The following is an 18,034-nucleotide window of genomic DNA, read 5'->3' as shown; positions in this document are numbered from 1 at the left end:
GGTTATTCATTTCTTTTATTAGTAGTTAAATATTTTTCTTTGAAAAAAGAACCGCACCATATAAATCTTCAAATGGATTATATGATAAAATAGATAGAAAAAAATTAACTACATTAAAAGGAAAAGGCATTGGAGTTAATCTCCCCATTTTTTTTCCTTCAGCTAAAAAAGAAATAAATTCATTTTTACTCCATCCATGCTTTACGAAAAAATCAAACCAATCTTTAGGAAAAAATTGAAATGGTGAACTGTTCATATTTTTTTTCCATCTTTTTGGAAATACTTTATACATATTTAATGTGTAACAGTCCTGTATCCAGTAGTTAAAATTTGAGTAACTTATCAAATCTTGTGATAATAAAGCTACGTCTTCTTCTTTTAAATAAGAGATAACTCCTTCAGAAAGCAATAGTACATTTTTTGCCTTTGAATTTATAGAAGAAAAAACTTTTCTTCTATCTTCTATAATAGAAAGATCTAGTTCTATATGAGATAAATTACATTTTGGATAAGCATTGATTAATACTTCTTTTTTATAATTGATCATATTTGGAAAATCAATTTCAATCCAATTTAAATTTGATAAAAAATCTAAACGATAAGGTCTTGTATCTAAACCTGATCCTAAATTAATAACAGTATCAATATTTTTATTTTCAATTGTATTTAAAATTAATCTATCAATGACTCTTGTTCTAAAAGCAACAACCCAAGCCATAAGTGACATAGACTTCATTTTTTTGGCCATTTCTTTGCCACGTTCTCCTGCTAAAAGTAACGCTAGAGGATCTTTAAAAACAGAATCTTTTCTTTCAGATTCCATTGCTCGATAAGCTGCAATCCATAACGCTGTATCTGAAACATGATATATACTTGAAGATTGATTTTGCATTGTTATTTTACCTTTAATTAATTTTATTTACTATTCTGCTTTCTGCATATTAATTATCATATTTGATAAATCTGAAATTGTTTGAAGTTCAAAGATTTTTTGAAAAGGAATATCTATATTAAATAACTTACGCAGATGGTTTATTAATTTTACAGCTGTTAAAGAGTTTCCTCCTATTTGAAAGAATTCATCGTAAATCCCAATTTTATTTGCATCAATTTGCAAATATTTGGACCAAATTTTTGCAATTTCCTTTTCTAAGTCAGATGTTGGATATACTTTTTTATTACATTCTAAATTTATTTGATCAACTGGTAATGGTAATAAATTTTTATCTATTTTTCCATTACTACTTAGAGGCACTTTATCTATTAATTGAAAATAATTTGGAATCATATAATCTGGTAAGTGTAATTTCAAATAATCTTTTAAGAAACTATAATTTTCTAATGCTTTTGATTCCTCTTTTTCTTGCTTTTGTGAATCACTAATTTTTCCAACATATAAAGTATGTAATATTTTTTTATTATGCTTTTCCATAAAATATTTGCTAATTTTTTGATCTGGAATTCCGATGGGACACATTCCAATATTTGTTTTAAGTCCTTCATCCATAAGCCATTGTGATAACATACCTGCAGTTACAAATTGATTAGTATCACCTACCAGAAATATAGCTAAAGATGCATCATTAAATATCATACTCTCTGTCCCAAAGGTTAAGAGTTCATTTTTTAAATCAATAGATATATTAATAGACTCCAATAAATCTTTATTAAAATTATACAAATACCATTGACTTTCATTTGTTTCATTAGTATTTTTTAAATATACATATAGATCAGGTAGATTATTTGAATTAGTAATTTTACTATTTTCTATATCTAAATTACGATTAATTTCGAGGGATATTATTGTATCTTCAAGTTGAAGATTTAATTCTTGCCTTAAATTAATACCATTACTTTCTTGGAAATGTAACTCTAAATTAAGATCTTTTGCTTGTTCAGTTAATAATCCTAAAATATAACCACTTTCAAGTAAACAAAAGGAAGTACTTAATTTTCCATACATTGGCTTAATTGCATATTGTTTACCAATTAAATGAATTCTTATTTGAGAATTTAAGTCTACACTACTATTACTATTATTTCTTACAGAGATTAATTGATTTTTATCAGGATGATAATAATAAAAATTAGATTTAGAATGAACTGACTCACAAAATTCTAAAAACACTTGAACTGGATAAAGACTTCCTGCGGAAGGGTATAAATATTTTGGTAATTGATCTTCTTTAAACTTAATTGAAGCAAGAACAGATAATAGTAAGCTAAATTTTTCAAAGTTCAAACTATCTAATAAAGTTTTTCTTTCATTTATTCCTAAAATATAGCCTTTAATTCTTGATATTAATTCTTCAATTATTTTTTTTTCAGATATTACTTCAGCAAAATTTCGATAACTTTTCCTAAAGAAATATCTACTTAATCTTTGTTCTTTATCTTCTTGAATAGGGAGCAGTATAGAATCACTAGGTTCATTTATATCATTTATAATGTTATGTCTTGCTATTTTAAATTGAGCTCGCTCTATAGAGCTTGTTATAATATCATTATCAAGATAAGTGTCAGATAAAATATAAGCAATTAATTTTGAATTATTTTTTACTATGTTTACAATTGCTTTTTTCACTCCTGGATACTGTTGTAAATTATATTCAATTTCACCTAGTTCAATTCTAAATCCATTTACTTTTACTTGAAAATCTTTTCGGCCTAGGAATTCAATATTGCCATCTGGTAAATATCTACCTAAATCTCCTGTCTTATAAAGTCGTTCATTAGTTACAGGATGATGGATAAAGGATTTTAAAGTTTGTTCCTCATTATTAAAATATCCTTTTGCTAAACCTATCCCACCGATGTAAAGCTCACCTACCACCCAGTGCGGAGTATTTTCCATTCTATCATTTAACACATAAAAATGTTGATTTCTTAAGGGTTTTCCATAAGGAATACTTTTCCAATTTTTATCAATTGACTTAATAGGATAATAAATTGACCAAATAGATGCTTCAGTAGCTCCTCCTAAACTAATTATTTCAGATTCTTTAAAATATTTTCTAATTTTTTCAGGTAAATCTAAGGGAATCCAATCCCCACTTAATAAAATTAATCTTAAATATGATTTATTTATGTAATTTAAATCTAAGGATTCAATCAGCATTGACATAAAAGTAGGTACAGAATTCCATATAGTAATATTGTGTTTCAAAATTAAATCAGACCAATATTCTGGATTTTTTTGCTTGTTCGATGAAGGTATCACAATGCAACCACCAACCGCTAATATTCCAAAAAAATCATATACGGATAAATCGAAATTCAAATTTGAAAGAGCTAAAACGCGATCTCTTTCACACACTTTAAAACGATCATTTATATCTAATAATGTATTAACTGCGCCTTTATGATCAATCATAACACCTTTAGGTTTTCCAGTGGAACCAGAAGTATAAATAACATAAGCTAAATCGTTTAAAGACTGAATAGATGATAAAATTGGATATGAACTTAGCTTCTTTTCTGAATGACTATCTATAAAACTATCGAGTAATATAACTTTATTTGAACCAATTGATTTGCTAAATGGTAATTCATTTAGAATCTTTTTATTTGCAGATTGTGTTAAAATAATTTTTGAATCACTTTCCTCCAATATTTGCTGTATTTTTAATATTGGAGTATTTGAATCAATAGGTAAATAAGCCGCACCTGATAACATAATACCTAAACAGGCAACAATCTGTTCCCATCCTTTATCCATTATAATAGCAATAATTTCATTTTTTTTAATTTCAAGTTGACGTAATTCGTTTGCAATTACATTAACAGAGTAAAACAAATCAGAGTATGTTATCTCTTTTTTATCATTAATTACAGCTATATTATTAGGTGTTATTAATGCTTGTTTACAAAAAAGTTCGTGGAGTAATACTTCACTTGTATGCCAATAAGTTGAATTCAAGATTTCTTGCTGAGCTTTTTGTTCTGCAGGTAAAGTTACTAATTCATTTAACCATTCTTTACTACTTTCTGATAGTTCTACAAGGTTCTTTTTAAACATACTGAACATAGTTTCAATTAAATTTTCTGGGAATAAATTTTCAACATAGTCCCATTCAACTATTAAACTATTTGAACGGTTATATGCTTTAAAGTCTAACCAAACCTGTGGTGTTTGTGTTATTCCATAAATTTCACTACCATTTAAAAGATTAAAATCATTATTTTCATTTCCTAACATACAGGTAAACACGATTGGCATTGAACTTGATTTATTATGCTGATATTTGTTTAATTCCCTTTGAAAACTTATTCCGCTATATAAATTATGTTCCAGGTCTTTCCACAATTGCTGTTGTAAGCGAGTTGCTTGATCTAAAAACTTTTCTGACTTTTCGCAATGAACTTCAAGTAACAACAAAGTGGTAAAATCTCCAACTAGAGAATTTACTTGTTGATGAACAGGTAGACGATTAAAAAGAGTTAAATTAATAGCAAAATTTGAATTGCTACTCCAAGCAGATAAAATAGTAGCATATAAAGCGCCCAAACCAGCAGCTGGAGTTAATTTATATTGATTTGATATTTCTTTAAATTTTTCCCACTTGTCTTTATCTAAAACCAACGATTGCCTTTTAAATTTAATGTTCTTAATACTTTCTGGTGAGTTTTTTATTGGTAATTGTGGAGAATTTGGAAAATTTTTTATTTTATTTAACCAATATTCTTCATCTTTTTTATATTGAATTGTATTTTTTATTTTCTCTTCATTTATTACATAGTCACGAAATGTTAGTTTTAACGGTGCTAAATTAAATTCGGGATTAAAATAAAGATCTTTAATTTCATTAAATAAAACTTGGACACTCCACATATCTAATATCAAAGCATCGAGACTTAAGTGTAATATAATATGATCTGAAAACTTACTTGCTCGAATCTCAAATAAAGGCCACTTATCGGCAGAAAAAACCTGATGTGATAATTCATTGCGAATAAAACTGAAATGTTTTTCAATTTCTATCCCTGATAATACAGTACAGTCATATTCTTTAATTTCATAATATGGTACGTTTTCGAGAACGTTTTGCAAATCACTTTGAAAAATTAATCTCAGTGAATCATGCCTCTTAATTAATAAATTCCATATTTTTTCAAACCGAGGTAAATTTAAATCAGAAAAATGATATTCACTATATCCATGAGTAGATACACCACTAAGTGAATACTGATTATTGCGCCCAATTAAATAAGCATGTTGAACATCAGTCAAAGGAAATGGTTGAAAACGATTTTTGTTGTCTATTTCAATCTTTAGAGTGTCTTGATATAAATCAAGACTATTTTTTTGCTTTTCGAAGATTAATTTAGATAAATCTCCAATAGTTGTTTTATCATATAATTCTTTTATAGAAATAGACACTCCAAAATATTTTTGGATAACTCTATAAATCTGCACTATTTTTAACGAATTTCCACCTAAATTAAAAAAATCAGAATGAGATTTAATTTCACTAACAGAAACTTCTAATATGTCAGACCATATAGTAAACATTTTGGAATAAATTGAAGCTAAATCAAAAACTGTAAACGGCAAATCTGCGTTTTTATCAAAAATTGTATTTTTTTGACTATTATCTATCCATTCATTTATACATTCTAGTTCACGATTTAAATATTTAGATCGGATAGCTTGCCTTTTTATTTTACCACTACTTGTTTTTTCAATACAATTTTTGTTTACAAATAAAATACTATAAACTAGTAGGCCAAAATTTTTTGAAATTTCATTGCATATTTCTGCTACCTTACCTTCTAATTCAATTTTATTCATTTTCTGAGTAGACTTGGTAACAATAACTAATTGCTCATGATCAAATAAATCAATACTAAATGCTGCTGTATTCCCAGAATTTTTACTATTATGATAAATGTGATCAAACACTTCTTCTATATCTTGAGGATAATAATTTTTTCCAGAGATAATAATTAAATCTTTAACTCGGCCAGCAATAAATAATTGATCATTATTTATAAACCCTAAATCACCAGTTCTAAGATATGGACCTTCTCCATTTTTTAAGTAAGCTTGAAATATTTCTTTTGATAATTCTGGTTTATTCCAATATCCCAAAGCAACACTTGGCCCTTTCACCCAAATTTCACCAATGTGATTATCGATAATTTCACGTTTATTTTCATAATCAACAATTTTAATTTGTTGTGTCTCATGACCAAAACCACAACTCACCATTGCTTTTACATTTTCAATTTTTTCAGATATTCCATCGAAATATTCAAAAGACTCTAATTCAGAGTTTTTATGAAATTTGAAGTGTTCAATTATTGCACCATTACTTATCGTTTCACTTGCTACGAATAAGCAGTTTTCTGCAAGTCCATAACAGGGATAAAATGCTTCTTTTTTAAATCCACAAATCTTAAATTCTTCAACAAATTTAATTAAAATATTAGAGCGAATGGGCTCAGCTCCATTAAATGCAATTTTCCATGAACTTAAATCAATGTTAAGCTTTTCTTCAGCATTTATTTTATTTATAAGAAGTTCATATGCAAAATTTGGTCCTCCACTAATAGTAACATTGTAATCACTAATAGCTTTTAACCAACGAAATGGTTTTATCATGATAGATAAAGGTGACATTAGTAAACAAAAAAACTGCTTGTATATTGGATGCAAAATCCCATTAATTAATCCCATGTCATGGAAGTGTGGTAACCAGTTTGCCATTATGGTATCTTTATTTGTTTCCGTCCTTGCAGAAATCATTTCTAAATTACTAATTATATTTCCATGCGATACCATTACTCCTTTCGGATTTCCTGTAGAACCTGATGTATATTGCAAGAATGCAATATCAGAATCTTTAATTAAAGGCTGAACCCATTTTTCAGTCTTAACTAAAACTGTTGAATTACTGGCTATCCACGGAATACAATTTATTATCTCTTCTTCAAATTTTTTCAGCAAACTTTCTGTTGATAAACAAACTTTAGCCTCGCAATCATTAATTATGAGATTTAGTTTATCTATATTTTTTTTATTTTCAGGAGGGACGACTGGAACTGCAATATAACCAGCATAAATACATCCAAAAAAACCCACAATAAAATCTATTCCAGGTGGGTATATTAAAATAATTCTTTCTGCAAGATTACTTTGATTAAGTTTTGACTTTAAAACACACGCTAGTACTTTCGATTTTTCAGAAAGCTCTAAATATGTTATTCTAGATTCACTTTTTGTTTCAAAATCTAAAAATGTAAATGCTACTTTATTTGGATTTGATTGCGCAGAATACTCTAGCATGTTTAAAAGATTGTTCATACCTATCCTTTTGAAATTTATTTATTTTATATTATTTTGTTTTAAATCAATAAATTTTGTATGTCAACGCATTTTAGCATGAACTAATCATTTAAAATACTTAGCAAATTTTAAAAAATAAAATTAAAACTAAAATTGTTACAAATAAGTTTGCAAAAAATTAATAACTATTCTCTACTCACTTAAATTAATTGTTTCTAAACTTTATGGAAATATCCTATAATTTCAAAATTTTATTCTTAAATTTATATAAATAAAGTAATTATAGAATTCTTTCTGATATACATTAAGTAACAAAAAATAATAATTAAGAAAAAAATATAATTTAAATTAATTTGTAAAAAATTTAAAACAAAGATATAAATATCAAACATAAAAATATTTTTCTATAAATGTAATAATTTTTCTAATCTGAGGTAACGACATGCTGAACAAGTTGAATGTAACTTCTAAAGATTCTGTGAATTTACTCTTTTCATTAACATCAATTTTAGCTCTATCGACTGCTTGCGTTTCTAACCAAGAAACAATTAAAACGATTCAAGAAAATGATCAAATAATCACCTCAGAAACAAATCAAAAAAATAGCCAAATATTCACTGCAAAAAGTTCGAAAGAAACAGTAAGTAATTTTCTACGGGCTGTAAAAAATAACGACCCCTCAACAATACGCAAGCTAGCTAATACTGATTATATTCAACACAACCCTTATGTTCCTACTGGACTAGATGCATTCATTTCTATGCTACAAGTATTACAAAAAAACCAAACCAAACTTGAAAACATCCGAATGTTCCAAGATGGAAATTACTTTTTTTTGCACAACATATGGAGGAATGCTAAGCCATTTGGTGCTGATAGAATGGTGGCATTTCACATTCTCAGAGTTGATGACAAAGGGATGATAGCTGAGCATTGGAATGCTATGACAACTTGGGTTGAAAAAACTGCTAGTGGAAGAACTCAAATAGATGGTCCAATCTTTTCTGAAGATTTAAATAAAACAGAAACAAATAAAAAGATTGTAATGGGTTTTTTAGAAGATGTATTGATGGGTCAACATCCTGAAAATATCACAAAGTATGTCAGTGATAAAGAATATCATCAACACAATCCAATGATTAAAGATGGATTACAAGGAATTTATGAAGCAGTGAAGTTTCTTACTTCACAAAATAATATGTCTAGATATACTAAAATTCACAAATTATTAGGGGAAGGAAATTTTATTTTATCTATTAGTGAAGGTAACTGGAATAAAAAACAACAGGTATTTTACGATTTGTTTCGAGTAAAAGATAACAAACTTGTTGAACATTGGGATGTAATTCAAGAAATTCCAACACAAAATTTAGCAAATAAAAATACAATGTTTAATTTTAAATAGATTCCCTTTCTTTGAATTTTTTTATTTCATTTTAAAGGTTAAATATTTGTTAGATACTATTCTTTTTTAAACCAAATAACTCAACAGCTTTTTTAAATACGTCTATTGGCAAAATATCTTCCATGCATTCATGTCTTGGCATTTTACAAACATTACTCGAACAACCATAACAACCCGTGTTTTTCTGAATTCCTAAATATTTGTTTGTATCTGGCGGAATCCAATTTAAAGGAACAGTTGGACCATGTAATTGAATCATTTTTGTCCCAGAAGCCACAGCAAAATGACTCATCCCATTGCTATTTGCAACACAACCTACTGATAGACTTGTCAAGTATGTAATTTCCCGGATACTCATCAATGGAGGTAACAAGCTATAGTTTTCTTGAATATTATTATACTGTAATTTTGCAATTAAATTATGATGAACTTTTAAAATATATTCTTCTTCTCCAGGAGCTCTCGACCAAACAACAGGGATATTGAATTCTCTGATAATTAGGAAGGCTAATTCTGTATAATGATTAATTGGCCAACATCTATCAAGATAACGAGATGTAGGACTCATTACAACAAATTTTTTTGCATTTAATTTTTCCAGTTGTTCCTTTATCCAAAGTTCAGGTTTAATTTTATTTTCAGAAAGAATCGGTAAATTTAACTTTATTTGCAAAGGATTTATATTACTTATTTTAATTCCTAAAGGTTCAAGAAGTAATAAACGCGTATAGCCTAAATATCCCTCATCCAGTTTAGTTCTGTCAACCAACTTATTATAGGCAAAATCTCTTAATGAATTGCATTTAAAAGATATTCTAATTGGTGCAAAAGTAGCCATAGCTTGCAAACTAGAGCGAGGATAATTAATAGCATCTATTACTATATCATATCCCGTGAACATAAGTTTAAAAAATAGTTTCAACTCAGCAAAAATATAACCAAGCCAAAGAAAAAATTTTTTTAAAAAGAAAGTTTTTTTATACTTTTTTTTGATCCAAATTGGTAAGTAATAAACTTTATTTAAAAAAGAATTATCATTTAATATTTCCTTTGCCATGGGATGGGACCACCAATGGATCTCAGCGGCAGGAAAGTGTTTTCTTAATTCAGTTGCTATCGGTGTTGCTAATAAAACATCACCAAGTTGCCTTGGTAACATTATTAGTATTTTTTTTGTTTCTGCTTTATTATCAAAATTCATATATTTATCTTTTGTTTTAGATTATTAATTTCATTAATTAATTTTATTTTTTCAGAATTTGAAAGAAAAGATGCTTCAATAGAATTTTTAGAAATATCACACAAATCATTGTAGGTAAACCCTAATTCATTCTGACACTGAATATAGTTTTCAAGAAGATAGCCTCCAAAATAAGCTGGATCATCAGAATTAATAGTTACTTTAACTCCTAAATCAAATAACTTTTTAATATTATGCTCTTTCATATCTTGATAAACTTTTAGCTTTACATTTGATAGCGGACAAACTGTTAATGGAATATTTTTTTGGATAATTGTTTTTAATAATTCAGGATCTTCTGTACAACGTACACCATGATCAATTCTTTCAATTTGTAATAAATTTAAAGCCTCCCAGATATAGCTAGCAGGTCCTTCTTCACCCGCATGAGCTACAGTGAGAAAGTTATTTTCCCTACACTTATTAAATAATTCAGTAAATTTGCTAGGAGGATGTCCTAATTCAGAAGAGTCTAGCCCTACTGCTTTAATTTTATCTTTATAAGGTAATGCCATTTGTAAGACTTCTAAAGCATTTTCTTGGGATAAATGTCTTAAAAAACACATAATTATAAAGTAACTAATTCCAAATTCTTTTTTTCCTTCTTCTAAGGCATCATAAATACCTTCTATTACATCTTTAAATTCTACGCCACGTGAAACATGACTTTGTGGATCAAAAAAGATTTCTACATGTCTTATTCCATCTTGGTTTGCTTTAATTAAATAAGCATATGTTAAATCATAAAAGTCTTGTTTTGTTATGAGTACATTGGTTCCATTATAATAAATATCTAAAAAAGATTGTAGATCTTGAAAAAGATATTTGTCTTTAACTTCATCAATATTTTTATATGGTAATAAAATATTATTCCTTTTAGCCAAAGAAAATAAAAGCTCTGGTTCTAGAGTTCCTTCAATGTGCAAATGCAATTCCGCTTTAGGAAGTTTTCTTAATTCTTCTAGCATGTCGATAGCTCCTTTATTTTATTACCTTATACAAAAAATATAAAAAAAATAGCCATTACATAATGGCTATTTAAAAATATTTACTTGAAGGTTCTTAAACCAAAGTAACAGATTCAATGATTACTGGAGTAACAGGAACATCTCTGTGAAACCCATGATTTCCCGTTTTTACTTTTGCAATAGCGTCAACAACATCCATACCTTGGGTTACTTTTCCAAAAACAGCATAGCCCCATTGCTCACCACGATTATTTAAAAAATCATTATTTGTTAGATTTATAAAAAATTGCGCTGTAGCAGAATGCGGATCGTTTGTACGTGCCATGGCAATGGTGCCGCGTTCGTTTCCTAATCCATTTTTCGCTTCATTTTCTATAGGATTATTTGTTGATTTTTCTTTCATATTAGAGTCAAAACCACCACCTTGAATCATAAAGCCAGGAATGACTCGATGAAAAATGGAACCATCAAAATGTTGTGACTTTACATATTTGACAAAATTTTCACTTGTCATTGGAGCTTTTTCATCATTTAATTCAATAGAAATTTCACCATAATTTGTCTTCATTAATAAATTTATCATTTCTGTTCCTTCCAATTAACTATCTTTGATTTGTATCTAGACCCCAAAAAATCCCACTTTCATTTTTAATAAAAGTCAGAAAATCTTCGGGAGACATTGGTGCTAGGTTTTTACCATCACGATAACGAGCAGTTAGAGTATTCGTTTGAACCTCTTTGTCCCCAATGACTAACATATAAGGAATTTTTAGCAACTGAGCATCACGTATTTTTGCACCTAATTTATCATTGCTAAAATCTGTTTCCACTCTTATTCCGTTTGCTTTCAAGAAGTTTGTTACTTTATGTGCATAGCTATCTTGAGCTTCTGTCACAGTAACAACTCGACATTGTACGGGAGCTAATCCAACAGGAAAATGTCCTGCACAGTGTTCAATAAATATTCCCATAAATCTTTCAACAGAACCTAATACAGCTCTATGAACCATCACAGGTGTTTCCTGCGTGTTATTTGCAGCTTGATAGCTAATACCAAAGCGCGCTGGCATTTGAAAATCTAATTGAATAGTTGCACATTGATGCATACGCCCAATAGCATCTTTCACTTTAAAATCAATTTTGGGTCCATAAAAAGCACCATCACCAGGATTGACTTGGTAATTTACGTTGGATTTTTTCAAGGCTTCTTCAAGCGCATTTTCAGCCGTATCCCAAATTTCATCTGAACCTATCCGATTTTCTGGACGTGTTGAAAGCATATAAATTACTTCATTAAATCCAAGATCAGCATAGACTTCTTTTACAAATTGAAGAGCAGACATGATTTCAGACTGCACTTGACTTAACATGCAAAAAATATGCCCGTCATCTTGAGTGATGCGCCTTACTCTTGTTAAACCATGCAAAGTTCCACTTAATTCATTTCTATGAACAACTCCAAATTCACCATAACGTAACGGAAGATCACGGTAAGATTTTTGGCCTACCATGAACATTCGCACATGCCCAGGACAACTCATTGGTTTTATACCAAATTCATCATCATGATCATCTTTAAAAATATACATGTCATCACGATATTTTTCATAGTGCCCACTTACTTTCCATAAGTTTACATTCATAACCTGAGGACTTTGTATCTCTTGAAAACCAAATTGGGCCCATTTAACTCGAATATAATTTTGTAATAGCGTAAATATTTTAGCACCATTTGGGAAGAAAAAGGCTGCACCTGGAGCTATATCACTCATTAAAGTGAACAAGTTTAACTGTTTCCCAAGTAAAACATGATCTCTTTTTTTAGCTTCTTCGAGCATATTTAAATAGCCGTCTAAATCTTTTTTAGTTGGCCAAGCCGTGCCATAAATACGTACTAATTGTTCATTATCTTTATTTGCACGCCAATAAGCGCCAGCCACACTCATTAGCTTAAAGTGACCCAATTTTCCTGTAGATTGAACGTGGGGGCCGCGACAGAGATCATCCCAATTTGCTATGGCGTATATTTTTATTTCACTATCAGCTGGAAGATCTTTTACAATCTCTACTTTAAATTTTTCACCTAACCCATCAAAATGTTTAACAGCATCTTCTCGGGAAACAATTCTTCTGGTAAAAGGAATATTTTTTTCAACAATTTCCTGCATTCTTTTTTCAATTAAAGGAAACTCATTAGTCCCAATTTTTACACCTTCTTTAGGGTAAATATCGTAGTAAAATTGATTTTCTACAACTGGTCCAATCGTAATTTGTGTTCCTGGAAAAACTTCTTGAATAGCCATTGCCATCACATGAACCGTGGAGTGTCTAATAACTTCAAGTCCCTCAGGATTTCTATCCGTTATAATCTCAACCTTGTCTCCATCATGGATTGGATGATCTAAGTCTACCAATTTTCCATTAATTTTCCCTACAATAGCACTTTTGGCGAGCCCCGAGCTTATGCTTTTCGCGACATCAAATACTGTTGAAGATGCTGGAAAAGAACGAGAGGACCCATCCGGTAAAAATATACTTAAAGAACTCACAAATTGTCTCCTTAGTTTAGCGCTCCCCACCTACTGTGTGGGTATGCGAAAGTCAAAGGCAGACTATCTAAAAATATTTCCTAGGTAAATGCTCATTTTAATTATCCTTGACTTCATTAGCAAAAAATTGTTTAAGTTCTGAGCCTGATTAGAGCATTCTCTGTAATACCCAAACTTGGTGGGTTACGAAACCTAGGTATTACAAGGGGTTAAACCAATAAACCAAGTAGGAGTTTATCTATGTCTATTGAAGTTCAAATGCGTGACTTACTCGATGCTGGCGTTCACTTTGGTCACCAAGTACGCCGTTGGAATCCTAAAATGCGTCCATTTATCTATGGTGAGCGCAATGGAATCCACATTATTGACCTCCAAAAAACTCAAAAATTATTTAAAGATGCTTTAAGTTTTGTTGAACAAACTGTTGCTGAAGGCGGACACATTCTTTTTGTTGCTACAAAAAAACAAGCACAAGAAATTATTGTTGAAGAAGCTGAAAGAGCTAACATGTTTCATATTCACCACCGTTGGTTAGGTGGTATGATGACTAACTGGCAAACAGTTCGTTCTAGTATTACTAAATTGAAACGCATTGAAAAAATGGCGAGTGACGGAACTTATGACAATATTACAAAACGTGAAGTTGCTCTTAAAGAACGTCTTCGTATCAAATTAGAACGCTCATTAGGTGGAATCAAAAATATGCCTGGCTTGCCTTCTGCTATTTTTGTTATCGATGCAAAGAAAGAATTCACAGCTATTGCAGAAGCAAATCGTCTAGGAATTCCTGTAATTGCAGTTACTGATACAAACAGTGATCCAAACGGTGTTGACTATATCATCCCAGGAAATGACGACAGCCTTAAAGCAATTAAGCTTTATGCTAGCCTTATTTCTGATGCTGCGATTGCTGGAAAGCAACGTCGTAAATCAGAATCTGGTAAAGATGATTCTTCTTTCTCTTCCGATAGCGGGCGTTCACAAGTAAAAGTAAAACGCTTGAAATCTCGTGACGAAGACGAAGCAAACTAATTTCCAAGGTGTTCCTCGTTAGGAGCACCTTTCTTGCTTACAAACATTTTTAAAAGGAAATCATAATGGCTGTAGTAACTGCTCAAATGGTTAAAGAACTACGTGAAATGACTTTGGCTGGAATGTCTGATTGCAAAAAAGCACTCGATGCAGCTGAAGGCGATATGGAAAAAGCTGTCGTTATTTTACGTGAAAAGGGTCTTGCAAGTGCAGCGAAAAAAGCTTCACGTGCGGCTAGCGAAGGTATTGTTTCAACTGTAGTTGAAAATAATATTGGATTTGTTTTTGAAGTAAACTGTGAAACTGACTTTGTAACAAAAAATGATGGCTTTCAATTATTTGTTACCAATTTACATAAAATTATCAGTGCAACAAAACCTGCACATTTAGACGAGTTATTAGCAGCTAATTATGATTCCACAGGAAATGTAAAAGCTGCTGCTACTGCATTAGTTGCACAAATTGGTGAAAATATCACTGTTCGTCGTTTTGAACGCATTGGTTCTGGAAAGAACTTTGTCACTTCCTACGTTCATGGTGGTGGAAAAATTGGTGTTCTTGTAGAACTTGCTGGAACTGGCATCGAAAATCATTTAAATGATTCTTCTTTAAATGAGCTCGGTAAAGATGTTGCACTCCAAGCTGCTGCGATGAAACCACAATATTTGAATGAGCAAGAAATTCCTGCTGAAACTATTAAAACAGAAGAAGAAATTATTCGGAACAAGTTTTTACAACAAGGAAAACCAGAAGCTGCATTAGCTAAGATAGTTCCAAGTAGTATTAAAACTTGGTTCAAAGAAATCTGTTTAGTTGATCAACTTTTTGTTAAAGATGATAGTAAATCAGTTGCTGCACATGTTGCAGAAACTGGAAAAAAACTCGGCATTTCTGATCTTAAAGTAGTTTCCTTTATTCGTCTTGAATTAGGACAAGGTGTTGAGAAAAAAGCTGAAGATTTCGCTGCAGAAGTTGCTGCAACTGTAGCTGCTGCAAGCAAAATGTAATTTCTTGTAAATTAAATATTGTATTTTAATTTAAAAGTAGTTAATTAGTTATTAACTACTTTTTTTTACTAAATTCATTAAGTATATAGGAAAGCTCTTGGCCATTTTTAACTATATAATTTGGTTTTTCTTTTGATAAAAGAGCTTCACTCTCTTTACCCCACAACACCGCTATAGAAGAAATAGAAACTTTTTTCGCAGCAATAATATCTCTCACTTCATCGCCAATATATATAATATCATTATAATTTACTTTATATTTATTCATTACTTCCTTAATTTTTTTAGATTTTTTAAAAAGAGAAACATCACCTATAATTTCAATAAAACTAATATAATTCAAATTTTTTTGAATTATATCTTTGATTAAATTTTTTGAATTTGAGGATAAAATAATTAATTGAATTTTATCTTTATTTAAATATTGAAACATTTCTATTATTTGTGGATTTAGGAGAATAAGATCTTTATTTAAATGAACAACTTTTTTTGCCAACTTATAATATTTTGGTATTTCAAACCAACGTATCTTAAGATCCTTTATTAACTCTTTTGTACTTTTATTTAAAATATCTTCTTTACTTAATGAAGGAATTTTTTTTATTCTTGAAATTTCATTTATTACTTCAAGAATAGCATTATAACTATCAACAATAACACCATCAAAATCAAAAACAGCTATTTTCATTCCAAAATTTAACCATAAATAAAAATTTTTATCGACTCTTTCATAGATAATTCTTCTAATGAAATTTCTACAACTTACAGTCAATAATTATATATAGATTTTTTTAATTACGCTATTTAGAATTCAATATAAATGAATATGAATATTTTCCTGCAGTAAAAATCTATGAAAGGTTTATAAATGGTAAAAAATAAGCAATCAAAATTAGGAACAGTGATTCGTGTTACTAGCGGTAATTTTATTGAAATGTATGATTTCTTTCTCTTTGGCTTTTATGCAACTTATATTTCTTCTACATTTTTTCCTTCTCAAAGTGAATATGCTTCGCTTATGTTAACATTTGCTACATTTGGCGCAGGTTTTTTAATGCGTCCTTTAGGAGCTATATTTTTAGGAGCGTATATTGATCATATTGGAAGAAGAAAAGGTTTGATTTTGACTTTAGGAATCATGGCAACTGGCACTGCTCTTTTAGCTTTTACCCCATCTTATCAAACTATTGGCATTATAGCTCCACTCATTGTTCTTTTAGGTAGACTTTTACAAGGATTTTCTGCAGGAGTTGAACTTGGAGGGGTTTCTGTTTATTTATCAGAGATGGCAACTCCAAAAAATAAAGGTTTTTATGTAAGTTGGCAATCTGCAAGTCAGCAATTAGCAATTGTATTTTCAGCTCTTCTTGGTTTTGCAATCAATAAATATCTTTCAAAAGATGTTATTGCTGATTGGGGATGGAGAATTCCTTTTTTCATAGGTTGTTTAATCATTCCAGTTGTTTTTCAAATTCGTCGTTCTTTACTTGAAACTGAGGAATTTTTAGCACAAAAAAAACATCCTAAATTTAAAGAAATAATACACTCTATTCTTTTAAACTGGCAATTGGTTATTACAGGAATGATGCTTATCGTAATGACTACTGTTACTTTTTATTTAATTACAGTTTATACACCTACATTTGGAAAATCCGTTTTACAACTTACATTAGAGGATAGCTTGCTTGTTAGTCTATTTGTAGGAATCTCAAATTTTATTTGGCTTCCAATTATGGGATCTTTATCTGATAAAATTGGTCGCTGGCCAATCATGGGAAGTTGTTCACTTTTAGCCTGCATCACAGCATATCCAGTATTATTTTGGCTAGTAAAAAATCCAAGTTTTACAAATATGCTTCTTGTTGAACTTTGGTTATCTTTTTTATTTGGTAGTTATAATGGTGCTACTGTAGTAGCCCTAACTGAAATTATTCCTAAACACATTAGAACAACAGGATTTTCTTTAGCTTATAGCTTAGCAACCGCACTCTTCGGAGGGTTCACCCCACTCATTTCCACTTGGTTGATTGAAAAAACTAGCGATAAAGCTGCTCCTGGATATTGGTTAGCCTTTGCAGGAGCAATGGGATTAGTAGCTACATTTTTAATTTATCGTGATATAGTAAAAGAAAAAAAGCATTAAACATCACGTCTCTTACTTTTTTTTAATTCATCCCTCTTCGTCTCTTCTTCATTTTTGCGAAAGCGAATTGAAAACTCAATTCTATGTTGCCTTGCAACAGAAAAAAACTTTTCAATCCCAAAAGACATTATATTTTTTACAACATCCTGACTAAGTCCTTTAAGGATTTCTTCTTTCCCTTTGTTTAATAATTGAGTAGCTTCTTTGGGAAAATTTTCTTTTACTTCCTTTATTACATCACGACCTGTCGCAACTGTTTTTTTTAAAATATCGCCTCCTATTTTTGCTAAATCTTGAAAATTTTCACGATCCAACCATTTTTGATGTTCTTCATCTGGAGAAACTCTTTTTTTAAATCTATCAGTATTTTTATTTTGTGTCATATTTCAGCCTTTCTGT

The 18,034-nt window shown here is 29.9% G+C and carries 12 protein-coding genes; 4 read left to right on the top strand and 8 right to left on the bottom strand.

The window, feature by feature from the left end; translation table 11 throughout:
• Positions 1–25: 25 nt before the first annotated feature.
• Both GOY08_RS02475 and GOY08_RS02470 read right to left on the bottom strand, forming a co-directional pair.
• Positions 26–892: a class I SAM-dependent methyltransferase gene (locus GOY08_RS02475; RefSeq protein WP_158996979.1), complete on the bottom strand. Its 867-nt coding sequence runs from the start codon at positions 890–892 to the stop codon at positions 26–28.
• Positions 893–922: 30 nt separating this feature from the next.
• Positions 923–7,309, bottom strand: coding sequence for a non-ribosomal peptide synthetase (locus GOY08_RS02470; RefSeq protein WP_158996978.1), 6,387 nt, complete (start codon positions 7,307–7,309; stop codon positions 923–925).
• A 424-nt stretch (positions 7,310–7,733) separates the two neighbouring features.
• On the opposite strand from GOY08_RS02470, the gene GOY08_RS02465 reads away from it, so the two are divergent.
• Positions 7,734–8,696, top strand: coding sequence for a nuclear transport factor 2 family protein (locus GOY08_RS02465; RefSeq protein WP_158996977.1), 963 nt, complete (start codon positions 7,734–7,736; stop codon positions 8,694–8,696).
• A gap of 49 nt (positions 8,697–8,745) precedes the next feature.
• On the opposite strand, the gene GOY08_RS02460 is transcribed toward GOY08_RS02465, so the two are convergent.
• The 4 genes from GOY08_RS02460 to thrS all read right to left on the bottom strand — a co-directional run bounded on the left by GOY08_RS02460 (position 8,746) and on the right by thrS (position 13,453).
• A complete protein-coding gene (locus GOY08_RS02460; RefSeq protein ID WP_158996976.1) occupies positions 8,746–9,897 on the bottom strand; it encodes a glycosyltransferase family 9 protein in 1,152 nt (383 codons plus the stop codon).
• The gene (locus tag GOY08_RS02455) at positions 9,894–10,910 is read right to left on the bottom strand and encodes an adenosine deaminase (RefSeq protein WP_158998055.1); all 1,017 of its coding nucleotides are present in this window, start codon (positions 10,908–10,910) and stop codon (positions 9,894–9,896) included. Before GOY08_RS02455 ends, GOY08_RS02460 begins: the two co-directional genes overlap by 4 nt.
• A gap of 88 nt (positions 10,911–10,998) precedes the next feature.
• A complete protein-coding gene (locus tag GOY08_RS02450) occupies positions 10,999–11,487 on the bottom strand; it encodes a peptidylprolyl isomerase (protein ID WP_158996975.1) in 489 nt (162 codons plus the stop codon).
• Positions 11,488–11,506: 19 nt separating this feature from the next.
• Complete coding sequence (thrS, locus tag GOY08_RS02445) at positions 11,507–13,453, bottom strand: threonine--tRNA ligase (protein ID WP_158996974.1); 1,947 nt, start codon at positions 13,451–13,453, stop codon at positions 11,507–11,509.
• A gap of 240 nt (positions 13,454–13,693) precedes the next feature.
• Between thrS and rpsB the strand changes: the two genes are divergently transcribed.
• Together rpsB and tsf are read left to right on the top strand one after the other, a co-directional pair.
• On the top strand, positions 13,694–14,485 hold the full coding sequence (gene rpsB, locus GOY08_RS02440) for a 30S ribosomal protein S2 (protein ID WP_158996973.1): 792 nt from the start codon (positions 13,694–13,696) through the stop codon (positions 14,483–14,485).
• Positions 14,486–14,550: 65 nt separating this feature from the next.
• Positions 14,551–15,492 carry a translation elongation factor Ts gene (gene tsf, locus GOY08_RS02435; RefSeq protein ID WP_158996972.1) on the top strand — a complete coding sequence of 314 codons (942 nt, stop codon included), beginning with the start codon at positions 14,551–14,553 and terminating at the stop codon, positions 15,490–15,492.
• Positions 15,493–15,547: 55 nt separating this feature from the next.
• On the opposite strand, the gene GOY08_RS02430 is transcribed toward tsf, so the two are convergent.
• A complete protein-coding gene (locus tag GOY08_RS02430) occupies positions 15,548–16,180 on the bottom strand; it encodes an HAD-IA family hydrolase (protein WP_158996971.1) in 633 nt (210 codons plus the stop codon).
• 180 nt (positions 16,181–16,360) lie between these two features.
• Here GOY08_RS02430 and tcuC point away from each other — a divergent pair, with 180 nt between their 5' ends.
• Positions 16,361–17,635, top strand: a complete 1,275-nt coding sequence (tcuC, locus tag GOY08_RS02425; RefSeq protein WP_158996970.1) for an MFS transporter — start codon at positions 16,361–16,363, stop codon at positions 17,633–17,635.
• Here the strand turns inward: tcuC and GOY08_RS02420 are convergent.
• Positions 17,632–18,018 (bottom strand): hypothetical protein, encoded by a 387-nt coding sequence (locus GOY08_RS02420; protein WP_158996969.1) that lies wholly within the window; start codon positions 18,016–18,018, stop codon positions 17,632–17,634. The two genes, tcuC and GOY08_RS02420, sit on opposite strands and share 4 nt — an antisense overlap.
• Between the last annotated feature and the right edge of the window lie 16 nt (positions 18,019–18,034).

Origin of the sequence: Pigmentibacter ruber, assembly GCF_009792895.1 — a bacterium.
Classification (GTDB): domain Bacteria; phylum Bdellovibrionota_B; class Oligoflexia; order Silvanigrellales; family Silvanigrellaceae; genus Silvanigrella; species Silvanigrella rubra.
The sequence above is the reverse complement of the archived record's forward strand: the minus strand, read 5'-3'. Positions and strand labels throughout refer to the sequence as shown.

Excerpts from the sequence above, each read along its gene's own strand:
- GOY08_RS02460 (WP_158996976.1), bottom strand. The coding sequence starts at position 9,897 with ATGAATTTTGATAATAAAGCAGAAACAAAAAAAATACTAATAATGTTA.
- GOY08_RS02465 (WP_158996977.1), top strand. The coding sequence starts at position 7,734 with ATGCTGAACAAGTTGAATGTAACTTCTAAAGATTCTGTGAATTTACTC.
- GOY08_RS02450 (WP_158996975.1), bottom strand. The coding sequence starts at position 11,487 with ATGATAAATTTATTAATGAAGACAAATTATGGTGAAATTTCTATTGAA.
- rpsB (WP_158996973.1), top strand. The coding sequence starts at position 13,694 with ATGTCTATTGAAGTTCAAATGCGTGACTTACTCGATGCTGGCGTTCAC.
- GOY08_RS02430 (WP_158996971.1), bottom strand. The coding sequence starts at position 16,180 with ATGAAAATAGCTGTTTTTGATTTTGATGGTGTTATTGTTGATAGTTAT.
- GOY08_RS02470 (WP_158996978.1), bottom strand. The coding sequence starts at position 7,309 with ATGAACAATCTTTTAAACATGCTAGAGTATTCTGCGCAATCAAATCCA.
- GOY08_RS02475 (WP_158996979.1), bottom strand. The coding sequence starts at position 892 with ATGCAAAATCAATCTTCAAGTATATATCATGTTTCAGATACAGCGTTA.
- GOY08_RS02420 (WP_158996969.1), bottom strand. The coding sequence starts at position 18,018 with ATGACACAAAATAAAAATACTGATAGATTTAAAAAAAGAGTTTCTCCA.
- tsf (WP_158996972.1), top strand. The coding sequence starts at position 14,551 with ATGGCTGTAGTAACTGCTCAAATGGTTAAAGAACTACGTGAAATGACT.
- tcuC (WP_158996970.1), top strand. The coding sequence starts at position 16,361 with ATGGTAAAAAATAAGCAATCAAAATTAGGAACAGTGATTCGTGTTACT.